The organism is Cellulomonas cellasea (assembly GCF_030372105.1).
In the GTDB taxonomy this organism is placed as follows: Bacteria; Actinomycetota; Actinomycetes; order Actinomycetales; family Cellulomonadaceae; genus Cellulomonas_A; species Cellulomonas_A cellasea_A.
Map to the genome: position 1 here is coordinate 33,028 of NZ_JAUDBQ010000016.1, position 16,620 is coordinate 49,647.

The window sequence follows — 16,620 nt, forward strand, 5'->3', positions numbered from 1 at the left end:
CGCGGGCGCCCGTCGGCGTGCTCAGCCGATCCGGCCCCGGTCGAGGCGCGCGTCGACCAGGGCGTCCTCCTCGTCCTCGGCGCTCGGCCCCCGGCGGCGGCGCGGCTCACGGGCAGGCGCCTCGGCGCGCGCCCCGGGCCCGCCGTCGTCAGCCCGCTGGCCGTCCTCCCGCAGGTCCCGGCGGGCCAGCATCGAGAAGCCCACCAACGACCCGAGCGCGAACACCCACCACTGGAACGCGTAGGACAGGTGCGAGCCGGGGTCGGTGCTCGGCTCGGCGAGCCCGCCCAGGGGCTCGCCGGCCGGCTGCTCGGCGATCATCGAGCCGTAGCCCCGGTACGCCGACGACGCGAGCCCTGCCGCCCCGCCCGCGGTGAGCACCTCGTCGACGGTGATCGACTGCACCTGCCCGGCAGGGGCCGTGCGGCCGAGCGCCGGCTCGTCGACGCGCAGCCGGGCCGTGACCGTCACGCTGCCCGAGGGCGGCGCGGGAACGTCCACGGCGGAGGACGCGTCATCCCCCCAGGCGATGTACCCGCGGTCGACGAGCAGCACGGAGCCGGGCTCGCCGCCCTCCTCCAGCACCAGCGGCACCAGCACGTGGTAGCCGGGCTGCCCGTCCACGGGGCGGTTGCGCAGCAGGACGGTGGCCTCCGGCGCGTAGTGCCCGGTGACAGCCACGGGGCGCCATTCCTGGTCGGCGGTCAGCGCCGTGGCGGGGGAGTCGAGCACGTCGGACAGCGGCACGGGCTCGGCGTCGTAGTTGGCCTCGACCACCTGGATCTGGGCGTCGCGGGCCACATGCCTGTTCCACTGCCACCGGCCGGCGAACGTGCAGCCGACGGCGATCACGACGCCCAGCAGGACGATCCCGACCGCGCGGCGCACGGGTGCCCTCATGAGACGTCGGCGGCCGGCAGCTCGGAGACGGGGACGACGTCGCGCAGGAAGGACCGCGTGCCCAGGTACTGCTCGAGGTGCTCGCGGTGGTCGTCGCAGGCCAGCCACACCTTGCGGCGCTCGGGGGTGTGCAGCTTCGGGTTGTTCCACAGCAGGCCCCAGGCCGCCTCGGACCGGCAGCCGCGCGCGGAGCACACGAGCTCGTCGACCGCGTCGGGGGTGGGGGACAGCAGGTTCATCGGTGGTTGCCTCCGAGCTGGTCGGCGCCGGGCCGGTGGCCTGGTCCGAGGGTGCGTGGGTCCATGAGCGGGTCGTCGGGCTCGCGGCGTGCCCGGCCGGCGTTCGCGAACAGCACCGCGATGTATGGCAGGACGACCGCCGCGACGATCATGAGGATCGAGAACGCGATGGGGATCCGGTGCCATGTCAGCACTGCCGCGATGAAGCAGACGACGCGCACGCCCATCTGGGCCAGGTACCGCTTGGCGCGGCGGGCCTGGTCCGCGGCGAGCGCCTCGGGCGCCGAGGTGATCCGGTGGACCTCCTCGTCGTCCTCCCGCTTCTTGCTCATCATCCGATCCTAAGTCCGCGCAGGGGGCGTCGGACCCGCCGCCTCGGCGCTGGCGTTGTGCGGACCGGACAACGCCTCGACGGCAACATGTGCGACCGCGTCGCCCCTGGCCGGGGCACATGTCGGCTAACGTCGGTTGCCGTGCCTGAGACCACAGTGAACCCACCCACACCTCGCAGCGTCCTGGTGACCGGCGCGAACCGCGGCATCGGTCGCGCGATCGCGGAGCGGTTCGTGGCGAACGGCGACAAGGTCGCGACGATCTACCGCGGCGGCGACCTGCCCGACGGCGTGCTCGGCGCCGTCGGCGACATGCGCGACACCGCGGCCGTCGACGCCGCCTTCACGGAGGTGGAGGCCGCGCACGGCCCCGTCGAGGTGCTCGTCGCCAACGCCGGGGTGACGCGCGACCAGCTCCTGCTGCGGATGACCGACGAGGACTTCGAGGGCGTCCTGGACGTCAACCTCACGGGCGCCTTCCGCTGCGTGCGCCGCGCCTCCAAGGGCATGATCCGCCTGCGCCGGGGGCGCATCGTGCTCATCTCGTCGGTGGTCGGCCTCTACGGCGGCGCCGGCCAGGTCAACTACGCCGCGTCCAAGGCCGGGCTGGTGGGCATGGCGCGCTCGATCACCCGCGAGCTCGGCGGGCGGGGCATCACCGCGAACGTGGTCGCCCCCGGCTTCATCGACACCACCATGACGGCCGAGCTCCCGGCCGAGCGGCAGGAGGCGTACCGCGCCGCGATCCCGATGGGCCGGTTCGCCCAGCCCGACGAGGTCGCCGGGGTCGTGCAGTTCCTCGCCTCGCCCGACGCCGGGTACATCTCCGGCGCGGTCATCCCCGTCGACGGCGGCCTCGGCATGGGGCACTGACCCCCGCCACCGCTCGACCCCTCCAGCACTTCACGACTAGCGGAACGGAACAGCACCCATGGGTCTGCTCGACGGCAAGAAGCTCCTCGTCACCGGCGTCCTCACCGACGGCTCGATCGCGTTCCACGTCGCGCGCCTCGCCCAGGAGCAGGGCGCGCAGGTGGTCCTGACCTCCTTCGGCCGGCAGTTCCGGCTCACGCAGGCCATCGCGCGGCGGCTGCCGCAGCCCGCGCCGGTGGTGCAGCTCGACGTCACCGACGAGGATGACCTGGCCGCGCTCGCGGACCGCGTGCGCGAGCACGTCGACGGGCTCGACGGCGTGGTCCACTCGATCGGCTTCGCGCCGCAGTCGGTGATGGGCGGCAACTTCCTCGCCGGCGAGTGGGACGACGTGGCCACCGCGCTGCGGGTCTCCGCGTACTCGCTCAAGTCGCTCGCCGTGGCGGCGCAGCCCCTGCTGGGCAGCGGCTCGTCGATCGTCGGCCTCACGTTCGACGCGCGCTACGCGTGGCCCGTGTACGACTGGATGGGCGTCGCGAAGGCCGCCTTCGAGTCCACCGCCCGCTACCTCGCCCGTGACCTGGGCCCCGAGGGCGTCCGCGTGAACCTCGTGTCCGCTGGCCCGATCCGCACCACGGCCGCCAAGTCGATCCCCGGCTTCGAGGCCATGGAGGGCGGCTGGCCCGACCGCGCGCCCCTCGGCTGGGACGTCACCGACCCCGAGCCCACGGCGCGTGCCGTCGCCGCGCTGCTCTCCGACTGGTTCCCGGCGACGACGGGCGAGATCGTCCACGTCGACGGCGGCGTCCACGCGATGGGACTCTAGGGGGTGACCTCCACCGCGCCCCGACGTCTCGTGCTGCTCCGTCATGCCAAGGCGGAGCACGGCCAGCTCGAGGACTGGCTGCGGCCGCTCGCGCTCAAGGGGCGCGCGCAGGCGGCCGGCGTCGGGGCGAGCCTGGGACGCGACGGGCTCCTGCCCGACCATGTCGTGTGCTCGGCCGCCGTCCGCACCCGGCAGACCTGGGACCTGGCGCGCGCCACGCTCCCCGGCGAGCCGGGGTCCGTCGACCTCAACGAGGACCTCTACCTCGCCGACACGCGCCGTGTGCTGGAGATCGTGCGCGCGGTGGGCGACGACGTGGCGACCCTGCTGGTCGTGGGGCATGAGCCGGTGATGTCGCAGGCCGCCGCCACGCTCGCCGGGCCAGGCTCCGACGAGGCGGTGCTCGACCGGGTGCGCCTGGGCGTGCCCACCGCCACCTACACGGTGCTCGAGACGGACGCCCGATGGTCGGAGCTGGAGCCGGACGGCGCCCGCCTGGTGCGGATGGTCGCCCCCGGCTGATCGGGCCTCAGCCGGCCAGGGTGAACGGCGCGAGGGCCAGCACGTCGTCGAGACGGCCGCGCACCACGGCGTCGGCCTGGCCGCACACCAGCGGCTTCGCGTTGAACGCGATGCCGAACCCGGCCTGGTCCAGCATGTCCAGGTCGTTGGCCCCGTCGCCGATCGCGATGGTCTGCTCCAAGGGGATGCCCGCCTCGGCGGCGAACTCGCGCAGCGCGATCGCCTTCGCGGCCCGGTCGATCACGGGGCCGCGCACCTGGCCGGTGAGCACCCCGTCGTGGGCCTCGAGGCCGTTCGCGCGGAACCGGGTGATGCCCAGGCTCGCCGCCAGCGGCTCCACCACCTCGACGAAGCCGCCGGAGACGAGCGCCACCGGCCAGCCGCGCGCGTCGAGCTCGGCGACGAGCTCGACGGCGCCGGGGGTGAGCTCGACCTCCGCCAGCACGTCGCCGAACACCGAGGTGCTCAGTCCGGCCAGGGTGGCGACCCGCTGGTGCAGGGAGGCCGCGAAGTCGATCTCCCCGCGCATCGCCCGGTCGGTGATGTCCGCCACCGCGTCGAGCGAGCCCGCCCGCGCCGCGAGGAGCTCGATCACCTCCGCCGTGATGAGCGTCGAGTCGACGTCCATCACCACGAGTCGGGGGGCGGCGGAGGTCGCGGGGGTGCTCAGGGCGTCAGGCAGCGTGCTCACCTGGGCAGGGTAGTGCGCGGGGCTCCGAGCCCACCTGCGGTGCTCACGCCTTGATGACTGTGCCCTTCGGGACCACGGTGATGCCCGTCTCGGTGACGGTGAAGCCGCGCGCGAGGTCGTGCTCGCGGTCCAGTCCCACCCGTGCCCGCTCGGGCACCACCACGTTCTTGTCGAGGATGGCGCGGTGCACCTGCGCGTACCTGTCGACGGTCACGCCGTCCATCAGCACGGAGTCGGTGACCTGGGCCCACGAGTGCAGGTACACGCCGGGGGACAGCACCGAGCCGGAGACCGTCGCGCCGGAGACCAGCACGCCGGGGGAGACGATCGAATCGGCGGCGTGGCCGAGGCGGCCGGCGCCCGCGTGCACGAACTTGGCGGGCGGCAGGCCGGTGTAGCCGGTGTGCAGCGGCCACTCGTAGTTGTAGAGGTTGAACACGGGCTCGATGGAGATGAGGTCCTGGTTCGCGTCGTAGTACGAGTCGAGCGTCCCGACGTCGCGCCAGTAGTCGCGGTCGCGCGGCGTGGAGCCGGGCACGTCGTTGCGGATGAAGTCGTACACCGCGGCGGTGCCGCGCTCCACGAACGCGGGGACGAGGTCGCCGCCCATGTCGTGGCGCGAGGTGGGGTTCTCGGCGTCGGCAGTCACCGCGCGCACCAGGGCGTCGGCGTTGACGACGTAGTTGCCCATCGACGCGAGGATCTCGTTCGGGGAGTCCGCCAGGCCCTGCGGGTCGACGGGCTTCTCACGGAACGCGGTGATGCGGGTCGGGTCGTCCGCGGACGTCTCGATGACGCCGAACTGGTCGGACATCTCGATGGGCTGGCGGATGCCCGCGACGGTCAGCTCGGCGCCCGAGGCGATGTGCTGGTCGACCATCTGGGAGAAGTCCATGCGGTACACGTGGTCCGCGCCCACGACCACGACGATGTCGGGCCGCTCGTCGTCGATGATGTTCAGGCACTGGTAGATCGCGTCGGCGCTGCCCAGGTACCAGTGCTTGCCCACCCGCTGCTGCGCGGGCACCGGCGCCACGTAGTTGCCGAGCAGCGACGACATGCGCCACGTCTTGGTGACGTGCCGGTCGAGGCTGTGGGACTTGTACTGCGTGAGCACGATGATGTGCAGGTAGTGGGAGTTCACGAGGTTCGACAAGGCGAAGTCGACGAGGCGGTAGATCCCACCGAACGGCACCGCGGGCTTGGCCCGGGCTGCCGTCAAGGGCATGAGTCTCTTGCCCTCTCCACCTGCAAGGACGATCGCAAGGACGCGCGGCGCTGCCATGGCATGACCCTAGGGCCACCGACCCGTCCGGGGCGAGGCGGCGGCGATTGAGGCGCTAGCGTGTCGCGCTAAACGGCTGGGCGGATCCACTGCCCACGGGGAGGGACAGACGTGCGGATCGACCTGTTGACGCGTGAGTACCCGCCGCATGTGTACGGCGGCGCAGGGGTGCACGTCGCGGAGTTGGCGGCGGTCTTGCGGCGCAGCATCGACGTGCGCGTGCAGTGCTTCGACGGCGGGCGGCATGAGCCGGGCGTCGTGGGGCACGCGGTCCCCGCGGAGCTGGCCGACGCGAACCCGGCACTGGCCACGTTCGGCGTCGACCTGCGGATCGCCGACGCCGTGGGCCGCCCCGGCGACCGGGTCGCCGAGCACGACGTCGACGGGCCCGCCGAGCTGGTCCACTCCCACACCTGGTACGCGAACCTCGCCGGCCGCCTCGCCGCGCTGCAGTACGGCATCCCGCATGTGGTGACCGCGCACTCCCTCGAGCCGCTGCGGCCCTGGAAGGCCGAGCAGCTCGGCGGCGGGTACGCGTTGTCGAGCTGGGCCGAGCGCACCGCGTTCGAGTCCGCCGACGCGGTCATCGCCGTCAGCGCCGGGATGCGCCAGGACATCCTGCGCAGCTACCCGCAGGTGGACCCCGCGCGGGTGCACGTGGTGCACAACGGCATCGACCTGGACGGCTGGCAGCGGCCCACCGACGCCGCCGAGCTGGCCCGGGCCGACGAGGTGGTGCGGGGGCTCGGCATCGACCCCGAGCGGCCGTCTGTGGTGTTCGTCGGCCGGATCACCCGGCAGAAGGGCCTGCCGTACCTGCTGCGCGCCGCCGAGGCGCTGCCGCCCGAGGTCCAGCTCGTGCTGTGCGCGGGGGCCCCGGACACCCCGGAGATCGCCGCGGAGGTCAGCGGCCTGGTGGCGGACCTGCGCACGCGCCGCGACGGCGTGGTGTGGATCGAGCAGATGCTGCCGCGCCCCGACTTGATCGCCGTGCTCGCCAGCGGCACGGTCTTCGCATGCCCGTCGGTGTACGAGCCCCTCGGCATCGTCAACCTGGAGGCCATGGCTGTCGGCCTGCCCGTGGTGGGCAGTGCCACGGGTGGCATCCCCGAGGTGGTCGACGACGGCGTGACCGGGGTGCTGGTGCCGATCGAGCAGCTGCAGGACGGCACCGGCACGCCCGTCGACCCCCAGAAGTTCGTCGCCGACCTCGCCGCGGCGCTCGTGAACATGGTGGGCGACCCGGCGCGCGCCGCCGAGATGGGCGTCGCGGCGCGCCGGCGCGTGGAGGAGCACTTCTCCTGGGAGGCGGTGGCCGAGAGCACGCTCGAGGTCTACCGCTCGGTGCTGCCGGGCTGAGCCGCCCGCCGCAGGTTAGGGGTGCGTGGGCTGCTGCTGGGTGGCCGCCGACATCGCGCGGCGGGCCGCTCGGTCCACCTCGCGCAGGGCTGTGGACCGCTGGTCCGCCTGCCACAGGTTCACCGCGCCGCCGTCGTCAGCGGTGGCGAGCTCCACGATGGCCCGCAGCCGCGCGGCGCTGCCGAGCACCCGCACGCGTCGCCCGTCGATGCTGCTGGGCAGCGCCCAGCCCGGGTCGACGCCAGTGCGCAGCGCGGCGATCGCGTCCGCCGCGTCGGGGCGCCATCGGGCGACGTCGAGCGAGGCCAGGGCCTCGGTCGCCTGCGTGAGGGCCCGGCGCAGCTCGGACTCCGAGTCCGAGAGCGAGCCGACCTGCCCGTGGAAGGTCGTGCGCCAGTCCGGCACCCGCTGGACGTCCCACGTCACCAGGTGGCCCTGCTCGTACACCGACCCGAACGCCTCGACCTCCGGCACCGCCGCCCACGCGCCCTGGTCGGTGTGCACCAGCACGCACTCGCCGGCATGCGTCGCGGCGCTGGACACCACGGCCGGCACGCCTGTGGGGTCGCCGGGGGCGGGAAGCACTGCCGCGACGGCCCGCGGGCCCGACGCCCAGGCGGCGACCAGCTCGGACAGCGTCCCGCCGAGCTCGGCGGCGTCGTCGGCGGTCCGCACGGCATGCGGCTCGTCGTCGCCCTCCACCGCCTCGAGGAGCCGGCGGACGGGCGCGGCGCCCGCGCCCACCTCCTGCAGCCAGAGCGCGAGGACGACCGATCGCGGCAGGGCCAGTGCGGAGTGATCCATCGCACCAACCTACGACGCGCGGCGCGTCCCCCGACCGAACCGCGCCCGACTAGGGTTTGTGCCCATGAGTGACGTGCTCGACCTGCAGGACGTGTCCATCCGCCGTGGGACCACGACGATCCTCGACGGGGTGTCGTGGACGGTGCGCGACGGCGAGCGCTGGGTGGTGCTCGGGCGCAACGGCGCCGGCAAGACGACGCTGCTGCAGATTGCCGCGGGGCGGATGCACCCGTCGTCGGGCACGGCGGACCTGCTGGGCTCCCGCCTCGGGCGGGTCGACGTCTTCGAGCTGCGCCCGCGCATCGGGCTGTCCAGCGCCGCGCTCGCGGACCGCATCCCCGCGGGCGAGCTGGTGCGCGACGTCGTCCTCACCGCCGCGTACGGCGTGACCGGGCGGTGGCGCGAGGCCTACGAGTCCCTCGACGAGGGGCGCGCCCAGGACCTGATGGCGGCGTTCGGGGTGGACCACCTGGCCAGCCGCCGGTTCGGGACGCTCAGCGAGGGGGAGCGCAAGCGCGCCCAGATCGCCCGATCGCTGATGACCGACCCGGAGCTGCTGCTGCTCGACGAGCCCGCCGCCGGACTGGACCTGGGCGGCCGCGAGGAACTGGTCTCCGCGCTGGCCGAGCTCGCGCGCGACCGCCGCTCGCCGGTGATGGTGCTGGTCACGCACCACGTCGAGGAGATCCCGCCGGGCTTCACGCACCTGCTGCTGCTGCGCGATGGCAAGGTGCACTCGGCGGGCCCGATGGAGGAGACGCTCACCGCGGAGAACCTCTCCTCGGCGTTCGGCCTCGAGCTGGTGGTGGACCGCCACGGCGACCGCTGGGCGGCCCGCGCCGCGTCCTGAGCCTCGCCCGTCCTGAGCCTCGCCGGGCCTGAGCCTCGCGTCAGGCGGCCGCGAAGTCGGCGACGGCCTGGACGACCTCGGGCGCGGTGAGCATGCGCTGGTGGTCGAGGCCTCGGGTCACGAGCAGCTCGCCGGCGTCCGCGTGGGCGGCGAGCATGCGCTGGCCGTGCGCGATCGGCACCACAGGGTCCTCGTCGTCGTGGACCACGAGCACGGGGATCTGAGGGTCGTGCGGGCCCCGGTCCACCGTGAGGCTGCGCCAGGTGTGGTCCTCCTTGCGCAGGTGGCGCTCGACCCGGCTGCGGACGGCCGAGGTGAGCCGCGGGTGCAGGTCGAGCTGCCGCGAGAAGGTCTGGAGCAGGTGCTCCGGGTCGCTCACGGGGGCCAGGGCGGCGAAGCGCTCCGCGGGCACGCCCTGGCGTAGGGCCAGCGTGGCGCCGAGCGCCCCGAAGGAGTGCGCGACGAGGGCGGTCAGCGGGCCGGTGTCCTGGACGATCTGATCGATCACGGCGGCGACCTGGGGCACGTCGGTGGTGCGGCCGGGCGAGTCGCCGTGGCCGGGGGCGTCGAAGGCGATGGGGGACAGGCCCCGCGCGGCGAGCGCGGCCGCGAGGGGCGCCCATCGGGAGGCGCGGGCCTGCCAGCCGTGCACCAGGAGCACGGGGCGGGCGCCGTCGCCCCAGTGGTAGGCGCGCACGGTGGCGCCCCGCCCCGTGGCGCCCCGCACCGCCACGTCGCGGACGTCGGCGCTGGCCAGGGCCTCGCGCTCGATGGACCAGACCCGCGCACGGGGCACGGGGCTGAGGAACAGGGCCGCGGCCCCGGCGCTGGCGAGGGGCGGGGCCAGGCGGTGGGTCACTCGCAGGGCGTGGCGCGCGGTGACACGCAGGTCCATGGTCGTTCTCCTCGGCGGTGTCAAGCGTCACGCGACAATACGCACGGACGTGCGTTCAGAGCATTGCACAGGTCCCGGCCGCCGGATAGCGTCCCCGCATGACCGACAGCGCAGAGCGCCTTGACGGACGGGTCGAGCGGGGCAACCGCACCCGTGCCGCAGTGCTCGCCCGCGCGGTGCAGATCGCCTCGGTGGACGGCCTGGCCGAGCTCTCGCTCGGACGGCTGGCGAACGACGTCGGCGTCAGCAAGAGCGGGATCTTCACGCTCTTCGGCTCCAAGCAGGCACTGCAGCTCGCCACCGTCGAGGCCGCGCGCGCGGTGTTCGTCGACCACGTCGTGGGCCCCGCGCGCGAGGTGCCCGACGGGCTGGACCGGCTGCGCACGCTGTGCGCGTTGTGGCTCGACTACTCCCGCAGCAGGGTCTTCGACGGCGGGTGCTTCTTCTCCGCGGTGACCGCCGAGTTCGACTCCCGCACCGGCCCGGTGCACGCCGCAGTGGTCGACTCCTACGCCGCCTGGTCGCGTCACGTCCGGGGCATCGCCGCCAGGGCGCTGGACGCCGGGGATATCGTCGAGGGGACAGACGTCGACCAGCTCGAGTTCGAGCTCACCTCGATGCTCGAGATGGCCAACACGCTCTCGTTGCTGCACGGGGACGACTCGGTGTACGGCCGGGCCCTCGCCGCGGTGGAGGACCGGCTCAGCCGGGTCGCCGCCCGGCCCGAGCGGCACCCGTGGCTCGCACGGGAGGGCGCGGCACAGCGGTAGCCCGAGGGCTGACGGCCCCGGGACGAGCAGGGAGGCCCCGATGAACGCCGGATGGCTGTGGTGGGTGGGCGGCGCCCTGCTGCTCGGCATCGCCGAGATGATCTCCCTCGACCTGATCTTCCTGATGCTGGCCGGCGGGGCCATCGCCGGGGCGGTGGCGAACGCGCTCGGCGCCTCGGTCCCCGTGCAGATCGTCGTGGCCGCGGGGACGGCCGTCGTGCTGCTCTTCGCGCTGCGGCCCTGGCTGTTGCGGCACCTGCGGGCCCGGACGACGCTGGTGGAGACGAACGCGGCCGCGCTCGTCGGGCGCACCGCCGTGGTGGTCACCCCCACCACGGAGGCCGGAGGCCGGGTGAAGCTCGCGGGCGAGGTCTGGTCGGCGCGCGCCGGCCAGGAGGGCGCCGTCTTCCCGGCGGGCGCCGAGGTGCGGGTCAGCCGGATCGAGGGCGCGACTGCCGTGGTGGTCGCGCAGCAGGACGCCCCGCACGGGTGAGCGAGGCGCGACGGGCCGCTTGGCGCGCCGCGCGGCCTGACGAGGAGGACGCATCGTGTTCGACGAGAACCTCGACCCCGGGCAGGTGCTCGGGCTGATCGTGCTGGCGTTGGTCGTCATCTTCGTGGTGGTGGCCCTCGCGCGGGCGGTGCGGATCGTGCCGCAGGCCGTCGCGGTGGTGGTCGAGCGGCTGGGCCGGTACTCGCGCACCCTCGACGCGGGGCTGCACCTGCTCATCCCGTTCGTGGACCGGGTGCGCGCCGCCGTCGACCTGCGCGAGCAGGTCGTCTCCTTCCCGCCGCAGCCGGTGATCACCTCGGACAACCTCGTGGTGAGCATCGACACGGTCATCTACTTCCAGGTGACCGACCCGAAGTCAGCGGTGTACGAGATCGCCAACTACATCACCGGCATCGAGCAGCTCACCGTCACCACGCTCCGCAACGTGATCGGGTCGATGGACCTCGAGCAGACCCTCACGAGCCGCGACCAGATCAACGGCCAGCTGCGCGGGGTGCTGGACGAGGCCACGGGGCGCTGGGGCATCCGCGTCAACCGGGTCGAGCTCAAGGCCATCGACCCGCCCGCCTCGGTGCAAGGGTCGATGGAGCAGCAGATGCGCGCCGAGCGCGACCGACGTGCGGCAATCCTCACGGCCGAGGGCGTCAAGCAGAGCCAGATCCTCACGGCCGAGGGCGAGAAGCAGGCGGCGATCCTGCGGGCGGAGGGCTCGGCGCAGGCCGCGATCCTCAACGCCGAGGGCGAGGCGCGGGCGATCCTGCAGGTCTTCGACGCGGTGCACCGCGGCGACGCCGACCCGAAGCTGCTGGCCTACCAGTACCTGCAGACCCTGCCGAAGGTGGCCGCCAGCCCGGCCAACAAGGTGTGGGTGATCCCCTCGGAGCTGACCGGGGCGCTCGGGCAGTTCGTGCAGGGCTTCGCCGGCATGGGAGCCCCGCCGCCCGGGGGCGCCCCTCGCGAGCCCGAGCCCTCGCCCCTCGGGTCGGGGCTGCCCTCGGTGGCGCTCAAGGATCCCGCCGAGGCGCTCGCGGAGGCCCGGCGGGACTCGCAGGCCGCCACCGAGGACGCGACGAGCGCGGGCACGCTCAGCGGGCTGCCGTTCGACCCCGGCGCGGAGCTGGGGCAGCGGCCCGTGGTCCCGCAGCGCGAGGACGTCCCGCCGCCACCGGAGCCTGAGCGCGGCGCGCCGATCGTGCCGAGCGAGCCGCCAGAGGACGTCGACCCCATCGTCCCGCCAGACTCCGACGAGCCGGGATCGGGCCCCGCCGCGGGGCGCCCCTGACCGAGGGCGTATGAAATCAACTTGTGAGTGAGTTCTCACTCACTTACGATGGACCCCATGCCCTTTGACGCCCACCCACGCTCCCGTCGGGCCCCCGCGATGGCGCCCGACGACCGGCGCGCCGCGATCCTCGAGGCCGTCGTCCCGCTGCTGCGCGAGCGCGGCGGCGGCGTGACCACGCGCGAGCTCGCCACCGCCGCCGGCGTCGCCGAGGGGACGCTGTTCCGCGTCTTCCCCGACAAGGAGACCCTCGTGCGCGCCGCCGTCGAGCGGGCCCTGGACCCGGTGGACCTGGTCGCGCAGATCGAGGCGATCCCCACGTCGCAGGCCCTGCGGCCCGCCCTCACCGAGGCGGTGCGGCTCATGCAGGACCGCGCCGGCCAAGTCGTCGACCTGCTCTTCGTGGCCCACCACGCGCCCGACGGCGAGCACCGCCCTGACCCCGGCCACGGGGTCAAGCCGCAGGGGCATCGCGCCCACCGCCACCACGCGTCCGTGGAGCCCGTGGTCGACGCCGTCGCCGAGCTCCTCGCGGCGCATGCCGCCGAGCTGCGCCTGGCGCCCCTGGACAGCGCGCGCATCCTCATGGGGCTCGTGCTGTCGACGCGGCGCCCCGGAGCCTGGGGGAGCGGGCTGAACCTGTCCGCCGAGGACCTCGTCGCAGTCGCCCTGGACGGCCTCGCCCACCACGCGTCCGACGGCCGCACATCCGCCAACCACGGGGAGGAGGGCTGATGCTCACGCAACTCCTGAAGGAGTACCTCAGGCCGTACCGCCGGTCGGTCGCCGCGGCGATGACGCTGCAGCTCGTGCAGACCATCGCGACCTTGTACCTGCCCAGCCTCAACGCGCACATCATCGACGACGGCATCGCACGCGGGGACACCGGCTACATCATGCGCGAGGGCGGCATCATGCTCGCCGTCAGCCTGCTCCAGGTCGTGTGCGCCATCGCGGCTGTGTACTTCGGCGCCCGCACCGCCATGGCGTTCGGCCGTGACGTCCGCGAGGGCCTGTTCACGCATGTGCAGACGTTCTCCGCGCGTGAGGTCGGCCAGTTCGGCGCCCCCACGCTCATCACCCGCACCACCAACGACGTGCAGCAGATCCAGATGGTGGTGCTGCTGACGTTCACCGTCATGGTGATGGCGCCGATCATGCTGGTCGGCGGCGTGATCATGGCCCTGCAGGAGGACGTCGGGCTGTCCGCCGTGCTGCTCGTGGCGGTGCCCGTGCTGGGCGTCGTGATCGGGTTCGTCGTGGCGCGGATGGTCCCGCAGTTCCGCGTCATGCAGAAGCGCATCGACACCATCAACCGGGTGCTGCGCGAGCAGATCACCGGCATCCGGGTGATCCGCGCGTTCGTGCGCGAGCGCCAGGAGTCCCGCCGCTTCGAGGACGCCAACAGCGCGCTGTTCGACACCTCGCTGCGGGTCGGCAAGATCATGGCGCTGATGTTCCCGCTCGTCATGCTGATCATGAACGCGACGAGCGTGGCGGTGCTGTGGTTCGGCGCGGGCCGCATCGACTCCGGGCAGATGCAGGTCGGGTCGCTCGTCGCGTACCTCAGCTACATCGCCTACATCCTCATGTCCGTGATGATGTCCACGATGATGTTCATCATGGTCCCGCGGGCCGTGGTCTCCGCGGAGCGCGTCGGCGAGGTGATGAAGGCGCAGACCTCCGTGCAGCCGCCCGCCCGTCCGGTGCCCCTGGACCCCGCCGAGCGCGGACGCCTGCAGATGCGCGGCGTGGAGTTCCGCTACCCGGGCGCCGAGCACCCCGTGCTGCACGGCATCGACCTCGACGCCCAGCCCGGCCAGACCACGGCGATCATCGGCTCGACGGGCGCCGGCAAGACGACGCTGTTGGGCCTGGTGCCCCGCCTGTTCGACGCCACCGGCGGCTCGGTGCTGGTGGGCGGCGTGGACGTGCGCGAGCTCGACCCGGACGACCTGTGGTCGGCCATCGGGCTGGTGCCGCAGAAGCCCTACCTGTTCACCGGCACCATCGCCACGAACATCCGGTACGGCAAGCCGGACGCCACCGACGAGGAGGTGTGGCACGCGCTGGAGGTGGCGCAGGCCCGCGACTTCGTCGAGGCGACGCCGGGCGGCCTCGACGCGCCCGTCGCGCAGGGCGGCTCCAACTTCTCCGGGGGCCAGCGCCAGCGCCTGGCCATCGCCCGGGCGATCGTGCGACGGCCCCAGATCTACCTGTTCGACGACTCGTTCTCCGCGCTCGACTTCGCCACCGACGCCGCGCTGCGCGCCGCTCTGGTCCCCGAGACCCGCGGGTCCACCGTGCTGATCGTGGCCCAACGCGTCGCGACCATCCGGCACGCCGACGAGATCGTCGTCCTCGAGGGCGGGGCCATCGTGGCCCGCGGCACCCACGAGAGCCTGCTCGAGACGTCCGAGACCTACCGCGAGATCGTCTTCTCGCAGATCAGCGAAGAGGAGGCCGCCGCGTGAGCGCGAACCAGCGACCCGGCGCAACGCCGGTCGGGGAGAAGCCCGCGACGGGTGGGCGCCGTCCTCCGCACGGCGGGGGCCACGGCCCGATGGGCGGGCTCGGCATGCCCACAGAGAAGTCGATGGACTTCCGCGGCTCCGGCGGCAGGCTGCTCGGCTACCTGCGGCCCGAGCGGCTGAAGATGACCCTCACCGTGGCGCTCGCGATCGTGTCGGTGGCGCTCGTCGTCACCGGGCCGAAGATCCTCGGCCAGGCGACGAACATCATCTTCGAGGGCGTCATCGGCCGCCAGCTCCCCGAGGGGATCAGCAAGAGCGAGGCCATCGCCGGGCTGCGCGCCAGGGGCGAGGACAGCTTCGCGGACCTGTTGTCGGGCGCGGACGTGGTGCCGGGGCAGGGCGTCGACTTCACACGCCTGCGCGACGTGCTGCTGCTCGTCCTGGCCATCTACGTCGGGTCGTTCGTGTTCGGGTGGCTGCAGGGCCGGCTCACCGCGGGCATCGTGCAGCGCACCGTCTTCCGGATGCGCAAGTCCGTCGAGGGCAAGCTCCAGCGGCTGCCGCTCTCGTACTTCGACAAGCAGCCCCGCGGCGAGGTGCTCAGCCGTGTCACCAACGACATCGACAACATCGCCCAGACGCTGCAGCAGACCCTGTCGCAGGTGATCACCTCAGTGCTCACCGTCATCGGCGTGCTCGCGATGATGTTCTGGATCTCGCCGCTGCTGGCCCTCGTGGCCCTGGTGACCGTGCCGCTGTCCGTGGTGGTGACCGCCGCCATCGCCAAGCGGTCCCAGCCGCAGTTCGTCGCGCAGTGGCAGCGCACCGGGACGCTGAACTCGCACATCGAGGAGATGTACACCGGCCACGCGCTGGTCAAGGTGTTCGGCCACCAGCGCGAGGCGATCTCCACGTTCCACGACGAGAACGGCAAGCTGTACGACGCGTCGTTCCGCGCCCAGTTCATCTCGGGGATCATCCAGCCGGCGCTGGGCTTCCTGTCGAACCTCAACTACGTGATCATCGCGGTGATCGGCGGCCTGCGGGTCGCGTCGGGGACCATGTCGCTGGGCGACGTGCAGGCGTTCATCCAGTACTCGCGCCAGTTCACCCAGCCGCTCACGCAGATCGCGTCGATGATGAACCTCCTCCAGTCCGGCGTCGCGTCCGCCGAGCGGGTCTTCGACCTGCTGGACGCCGAGGAGCAGAGCCCCGACCCGGACCCCGCGGCGCCTGTGCCCACCCCGGTGCTGGGCCGCGTGGCCTTCGAGGACGTGTCGTTCAGCTACGACCCGGAGAACCCGCTCATCGAGCACCTGTCCTTCGTGGCCGAGCCCGGGCAGACAGTCGCCATCGTCGGACCCACCGGCGCCGGCAAGACCACGCTGGTGAACCTGCTCATGCGGTTCTACGAGGTCGACTCCGGGCGCATCACCCTCGACGGCGTGGACACCGCCGCCATGACCAGGGACGACCTGCGCTCGCAGATCGGCATGGTGCTGCAGGACACGTGGCTGATCAGCGGCTCCATCGCCGAGAACATCGCCTACGCCGCCGACGAGATCACCCGCGAGCACCTCATCGAGGCGGCGCGGACCACGCACGTCGACCACTTCGTGCGGACCCTCGCCGAGGGCTACGACACGGTGATCGACGACGAGGGGTCGAACGTCAGCGCGGGGGAGAAGCAGCTGCTCACGATCGCCCGCGCGTTCGTCGCCGACCCCGCGATCCTGGTGCTCGACGAGGCGACGTCCTCGGTGGACACCCGCACCGAGGTGCTCGTGCAGCAGGCGATGAACGCGCTGCGCGCCGGGCGGACGTCCTTCGTCATCGCGCACCGGCTGTCCACGATCCGCGACGCGGACGTCATCCTCGTCATGGAGCACGGGTCGATCGTCGAGCAGGGCACCCATGAGGAGCTGCTCGCGGCCGACGGCGCCTATGCGCGGCTGTACGCGTCGCAGTTCGCGGAGGCGGCCACGGCGCTCGACTAGGGCGCTC

Annotated in this window: 18 protein-coding genes; 11 read left to right on the forward strand and 7 right to left on the reverse strand. The window is 73.0% G+C overall.

Features of this window, described 5'->3' with window-relative positions; genetic code table 11:
- Nucleotides 1-21: 21 nt before the first annotated feature.
- The 3 genes from QUV83_RS14520 to QUV83_RS14530 are packed head-to-tail and all read right to left on the reverse strand — an operon-like array spanning nucleotide 22 to nucleotide 1,471.
- Nucleotides 22-888, reverse strand: a complete 867-nt coding sequence (locus QUV83_RS14520) for an SURF1 family cytochrome oxidase biogenesis protein (protein ID WP_289565555.1) — start codon at nucleotides 886-888, stop codon at nucleotides 22-24.
- 8 nt (nucleotides 889-896) lie between these two features.
- Nucleotides 897-1,139 carry a hypothetical protein gene (locus tag QUV83_RS14525; protein WP_289565556.1) on the reverse strand — a complete coding sequence of 81 codons (243 nt, stop codon included), beginning with the start codon at nucleotides 1,137-1,139 and terminating at the stop codon, nucleotides 897-899.
- Nucleotides 1,136-1,471 carry a DUF3099 domain-containing protein gene (locus tag QUV83_RS14530; protein ID WP_289565558.1) on the reverse strand — a complete coding sequence of 112 codons (336 nt, stop codon included), beginning with the start codon at nucleotides 1,469-1,471 and terminating at the stop codon, nucleotides 1,136-1,138. Before QUV83_RS14530 ends, QUV83_RS14525 begins: the two co-directional genes overlap by 4 nt.
- A gap of 141 nt (nucleotides 1,472-1,612) precedes the next feature.
- Between QUV83_RS14530 and fabG the strand changes: the two genes are divergently transcribed.
- From fabG to QUV83_RS14545, 3 genes are read left to right on the forward strand one after another with little or no spacing between them, the layout of a single operon-like run.
- Nucleotides 1,613-2,344 carry a 3-oxoacyl-ACP reductase FabG gene (fabG, locus tag QUV83_RS14535; protein ID WP_289565560.1) on the forward strand — a complete coding sequence of 244 codons (732 nt, stop codon included), beginning with the start codon at nucleotides 1,613-1,615 and terminating at the stop codon, nucleotides 2,342-2,344.
- Nucleotides 2,345-2,402: 58 nt separating this feature from the next.
- Nucleotides 2,403-3,170: an enoyl-ACP reductase FabI gene (fabI, locus tag QUV83_RS14540; protein ID WP_289565561.1), complete on the forward strand. Its 768-nt coding sequence runs from the start codon at nucleotides 2,403-2,405 to the stop codon at nucleotides 3,168-3,170.
- Nucleotides 3,171-3,173: 3 nt separating this feature from the next.
- Nucleotides 3,174-3,692 (forward strand): SixA phosphatase family protein, encoded by a 519-nt coding sequence (locus QUV83_RS14545; protein ID WP_289565563.1) that lies wholly within the window; start codon nucleotides 3,174-3,176, stop codon nucleotides 3,690-3,692.
- Nucleotides 3,693-3,699: 7 nt separating this feature from the next.
- On the opposite strand, the gene serB is transcribed toward QUV83_RS14545, so the two are convergent.
- Complete coding sequence (gene serB, locus QUV83_RS14550; protein ID WP_436231928.1) at nucleotides 3,700-4,383, reverse strand: phosphoserine phosphatase SerB; 684 nt, start codon at nucleotides 4,381-4,383, stop codon at nucleotides 3,700-3,702.
- Nucleotides 4,384-4,426: 43 nt separating this feature from the next.
- On the reverse strand, nucleotides 4,427-5,668 hold the full coding sequence (locus QUV83_RS14555) for a glucose-1-phosphate adenylyltransferase (RefSeq protein ID WP_289565565.1): 1,242 nt from the start codon (nucleotides 5,666-5,668) through the stop codon (nucleotides 4,427-4,429).
- Nucleotides 5,669-5,779: 111 nt separating this feature from the next.
- Here QUV83_RS14555 and glgA point away from each other — a divergent pair, with 111 nt between their 5' ends.
- The gene (glgA, locus tag QUV83_RS14560; protein ID WP_289565567.1) at nucleotides 5,780-7,027 is read left to right on the forward strand and encodes a glycogen synthase; all 1,248 of its coding nucleotides are present in this window, start codon (nucleotides 5,780-5,782) and stop codon (nucleotides 7,025-7,027) included.
- Between the two features lie 15 nt (nucleotides 7,028-7,042).
- On the opposite strand, the gene QUV83_RS14565 is transcribed toward glgA, so the two are convergent.
- Complete coding sequence (locus QUV83_RS14565) at nucleotides 7,043-7,831, reverse strand: hypothetical protein (protein ID WP_289565569.1); 789 nt, start codon at nucleotides 7,829-7,831, stop codon at nucleotides 7,043-7,045.
- Between the two features lie 64 nt (nucleotides 7,832-7,895).
- On the opposite strand from QUV83_RS14565, the gene QUV83_RS14570 reads away from it, so the two are divergent.
- Nucleotides 7,896-8,681 carry an ABC transporter ATP-binding protein gene (locus QUV83_RS14570; protein WP_289565572.1) on the forward strand — a complete coding sequence of 262 codons (786 nt, stop codon included), beginning with the start codon at nucleotides 7,896-7,898 and terminating at the stop codon, nucleotides 8,679-8,681.
- Between the two features lie 40 nt (nucleotides 8,682-8,721).
- Here the strand turns inward: QUV83_RS14570 and QUV83_RS14575 are convergent, their stop codons facing one another.
- Nucleotides 8,722-9,576: an alpha/beta hydrolase gene (locus QUV83_RS14575; protein WP_289565574.1), complete on the reverse strand. Its 855-nt coding sequence runs from the start codon at nucleotides 9,574-9,576 to the stop codon at nucleotides 8,722-8,724.
- 98 nt (nucleotides 9,577-9,674) lie between these two features.
- Here QUV83_RS14575 and QUV83_RS14580 point away from each other — a divergent pair, with 98 nt between their 5' ends.
- From QUV83_RS14580 to QUV83_RS14605, 6 genes are read left to right on the forward strand one after another with little or no spacing between them, the layout of a single operon-like run.
- Nucleotides 9,675-10,346, forward strand: coding sequence for a TetR/AcrR family transcriptional regulator (locus QUV83_RS14580; protein ID WP_289565576.1), 672 nt, complete (start codon nucleotides 9,675-9,677; stop codon nucleotides 10,344-10,346).
- A gap of 40 nt (nucleotides 10,347-10,386) precedes the next feature.
- Nucleotides 10,387-10,839, forward strand: a complete 453-nt coding sequence (locus QUV83_RS14585; RefSeq protein WP_289565578.1) for an NfeD family protein — start codon at nucleotides 10,387-10,389, stop codon at nucleotides 10,837-10,839.
- A 55-nt stretch (nucleotides 10,840-10,894) separates the two neighbouring features.
- On the forward strand, nucleotides 10,895-12,142 hold the full coding sequence (locus QUV83_RS14590) for an SPFH domain-containing protein (RefSeq protein ID WP_289565580.1): 1,248 nt from the start codon (nucleotides 10,895-10,897) through the stop codon (nucleotides 12,140-12,142).
- Nucleotides 12,143-12,199: 57 nt separating this feature from the next.
- Nucleotides 12,200-12,877, forward strand: a complete 678-nt coding sequence (locus QUV83_RS14595) for a TetR/AcrR family transcriptional regulator (RefSeq protein ID WP_289565582.1) — start codon at nucleotides 12,200-12,202, stop codon at nucleotides 12,875-12,877.
- Complete coding sequence (locus QUV83_RS14600; RefSeq protein ID WP_289565584.1) at nucleotides 12,877-14,616, forward strand: ABC transporter ATP-binding protein; 1,740 nt, start codon at nucleotides 12,877-12,879, stop codon at nucleotides 14,614-14,616. Before QUV83_RS14595 ends, QUV83_RS14600 begins: the two co-directional genes overlap by 1 nt.
- On the forward strand, nucleotides 14,613-16,613 hold the full coding sequence (locus tag QUV83_RS14605; protein WP_436231929.1) for an ABC transporter ATP-binding protein: 2,001 nt from the start codon (nucleotides 14,613-14,615) through the stop codon (nucleotides 16,611-16,613). The genes QUV83_RS14600 and QUV83_RS14605 overlap by 4 nt, the downstream gene beginning before the upstream one ends.
- Nucleotides 16,614-16,620 lie beyond the last annotated feature (7 nt).

Coding starts and splice junctions, on each gene's coding strand:
- QUV83_RS14525 (WP_289565556.1), bottom strand. CDS start 1,139: ATGAACCTGCTGTCCCCCACCCCCGACGCGGTCGACGAGCTCGTGTGC.
- QUV83_RS14530 (WP_289565558.1), bottom strand. CDS start 1,471: ATGAGCAAGAAGCGGGAGGACGACGAGGAGGTCCACCGGATCACCTCG.
- fabI (WP_289565561.1), top strand. CDS start 2,403: ATGGGTCTGCTCGACGGCAAGAAGCTCCTCGTCACCGGCGTCCTCACC.
- QUV83_RS14555 (WP_289565565.1), bottom strand. CDS start 5,668: ATGGCAGCGCCGCGCGTCCTTGCGATCGTCCTTGCAGGTGGAGAGGGC.
- QUV83_RS14565 (WP_289565569.1), bottom strand. CDS start 7,831: ATGGATCACTCCGCACTGGCCCTGCCGCGATCGGTCGTCCTCGCGCTC.
- QUV83_RS14570 (WP_289565572.1), top strand. CDS start 7,896: ATGAGTGACGTGCTCGACCTGCAGGACGTGTCCATCCGCCGTGGGACC.
- QUV83_RS14575 (WP_289565574.1), bottom strand. CDS start 9,576: ATGGACCTGCGTGTCACCGCGCGCCACGCCCTGCGAGTGACCCACCGC.
- QUV83_RS14580 (WP_289565576.1), top strand. CDS start 9,675: ATGACCGACAGCGCAGAGCGCCTTGACGGACGGGTCGAGCGGGGCAAC.
- QUV83_RS14585 (WP_289565578.1), top strand. CDS start 10,387: ATGAACGCCGGATGGCTGTGGTGGGTGGGCGGCGCCCTGCTGCTCGGC.
- QUV83_RS14595 (WP_289565582.1), top strand. CDS start 12,200: ATGCCCTTTGACGCCCACCCACGCTCCCGTCGGGCCCCCGCGATGGCG.
- QUV83_RS14600 (WP_289565584.1), top strand. CDS start 12,877: ATGCTCACGCAACTCCTGAAGGAGTACCTCAGGCCGTACCGCCGGTCG.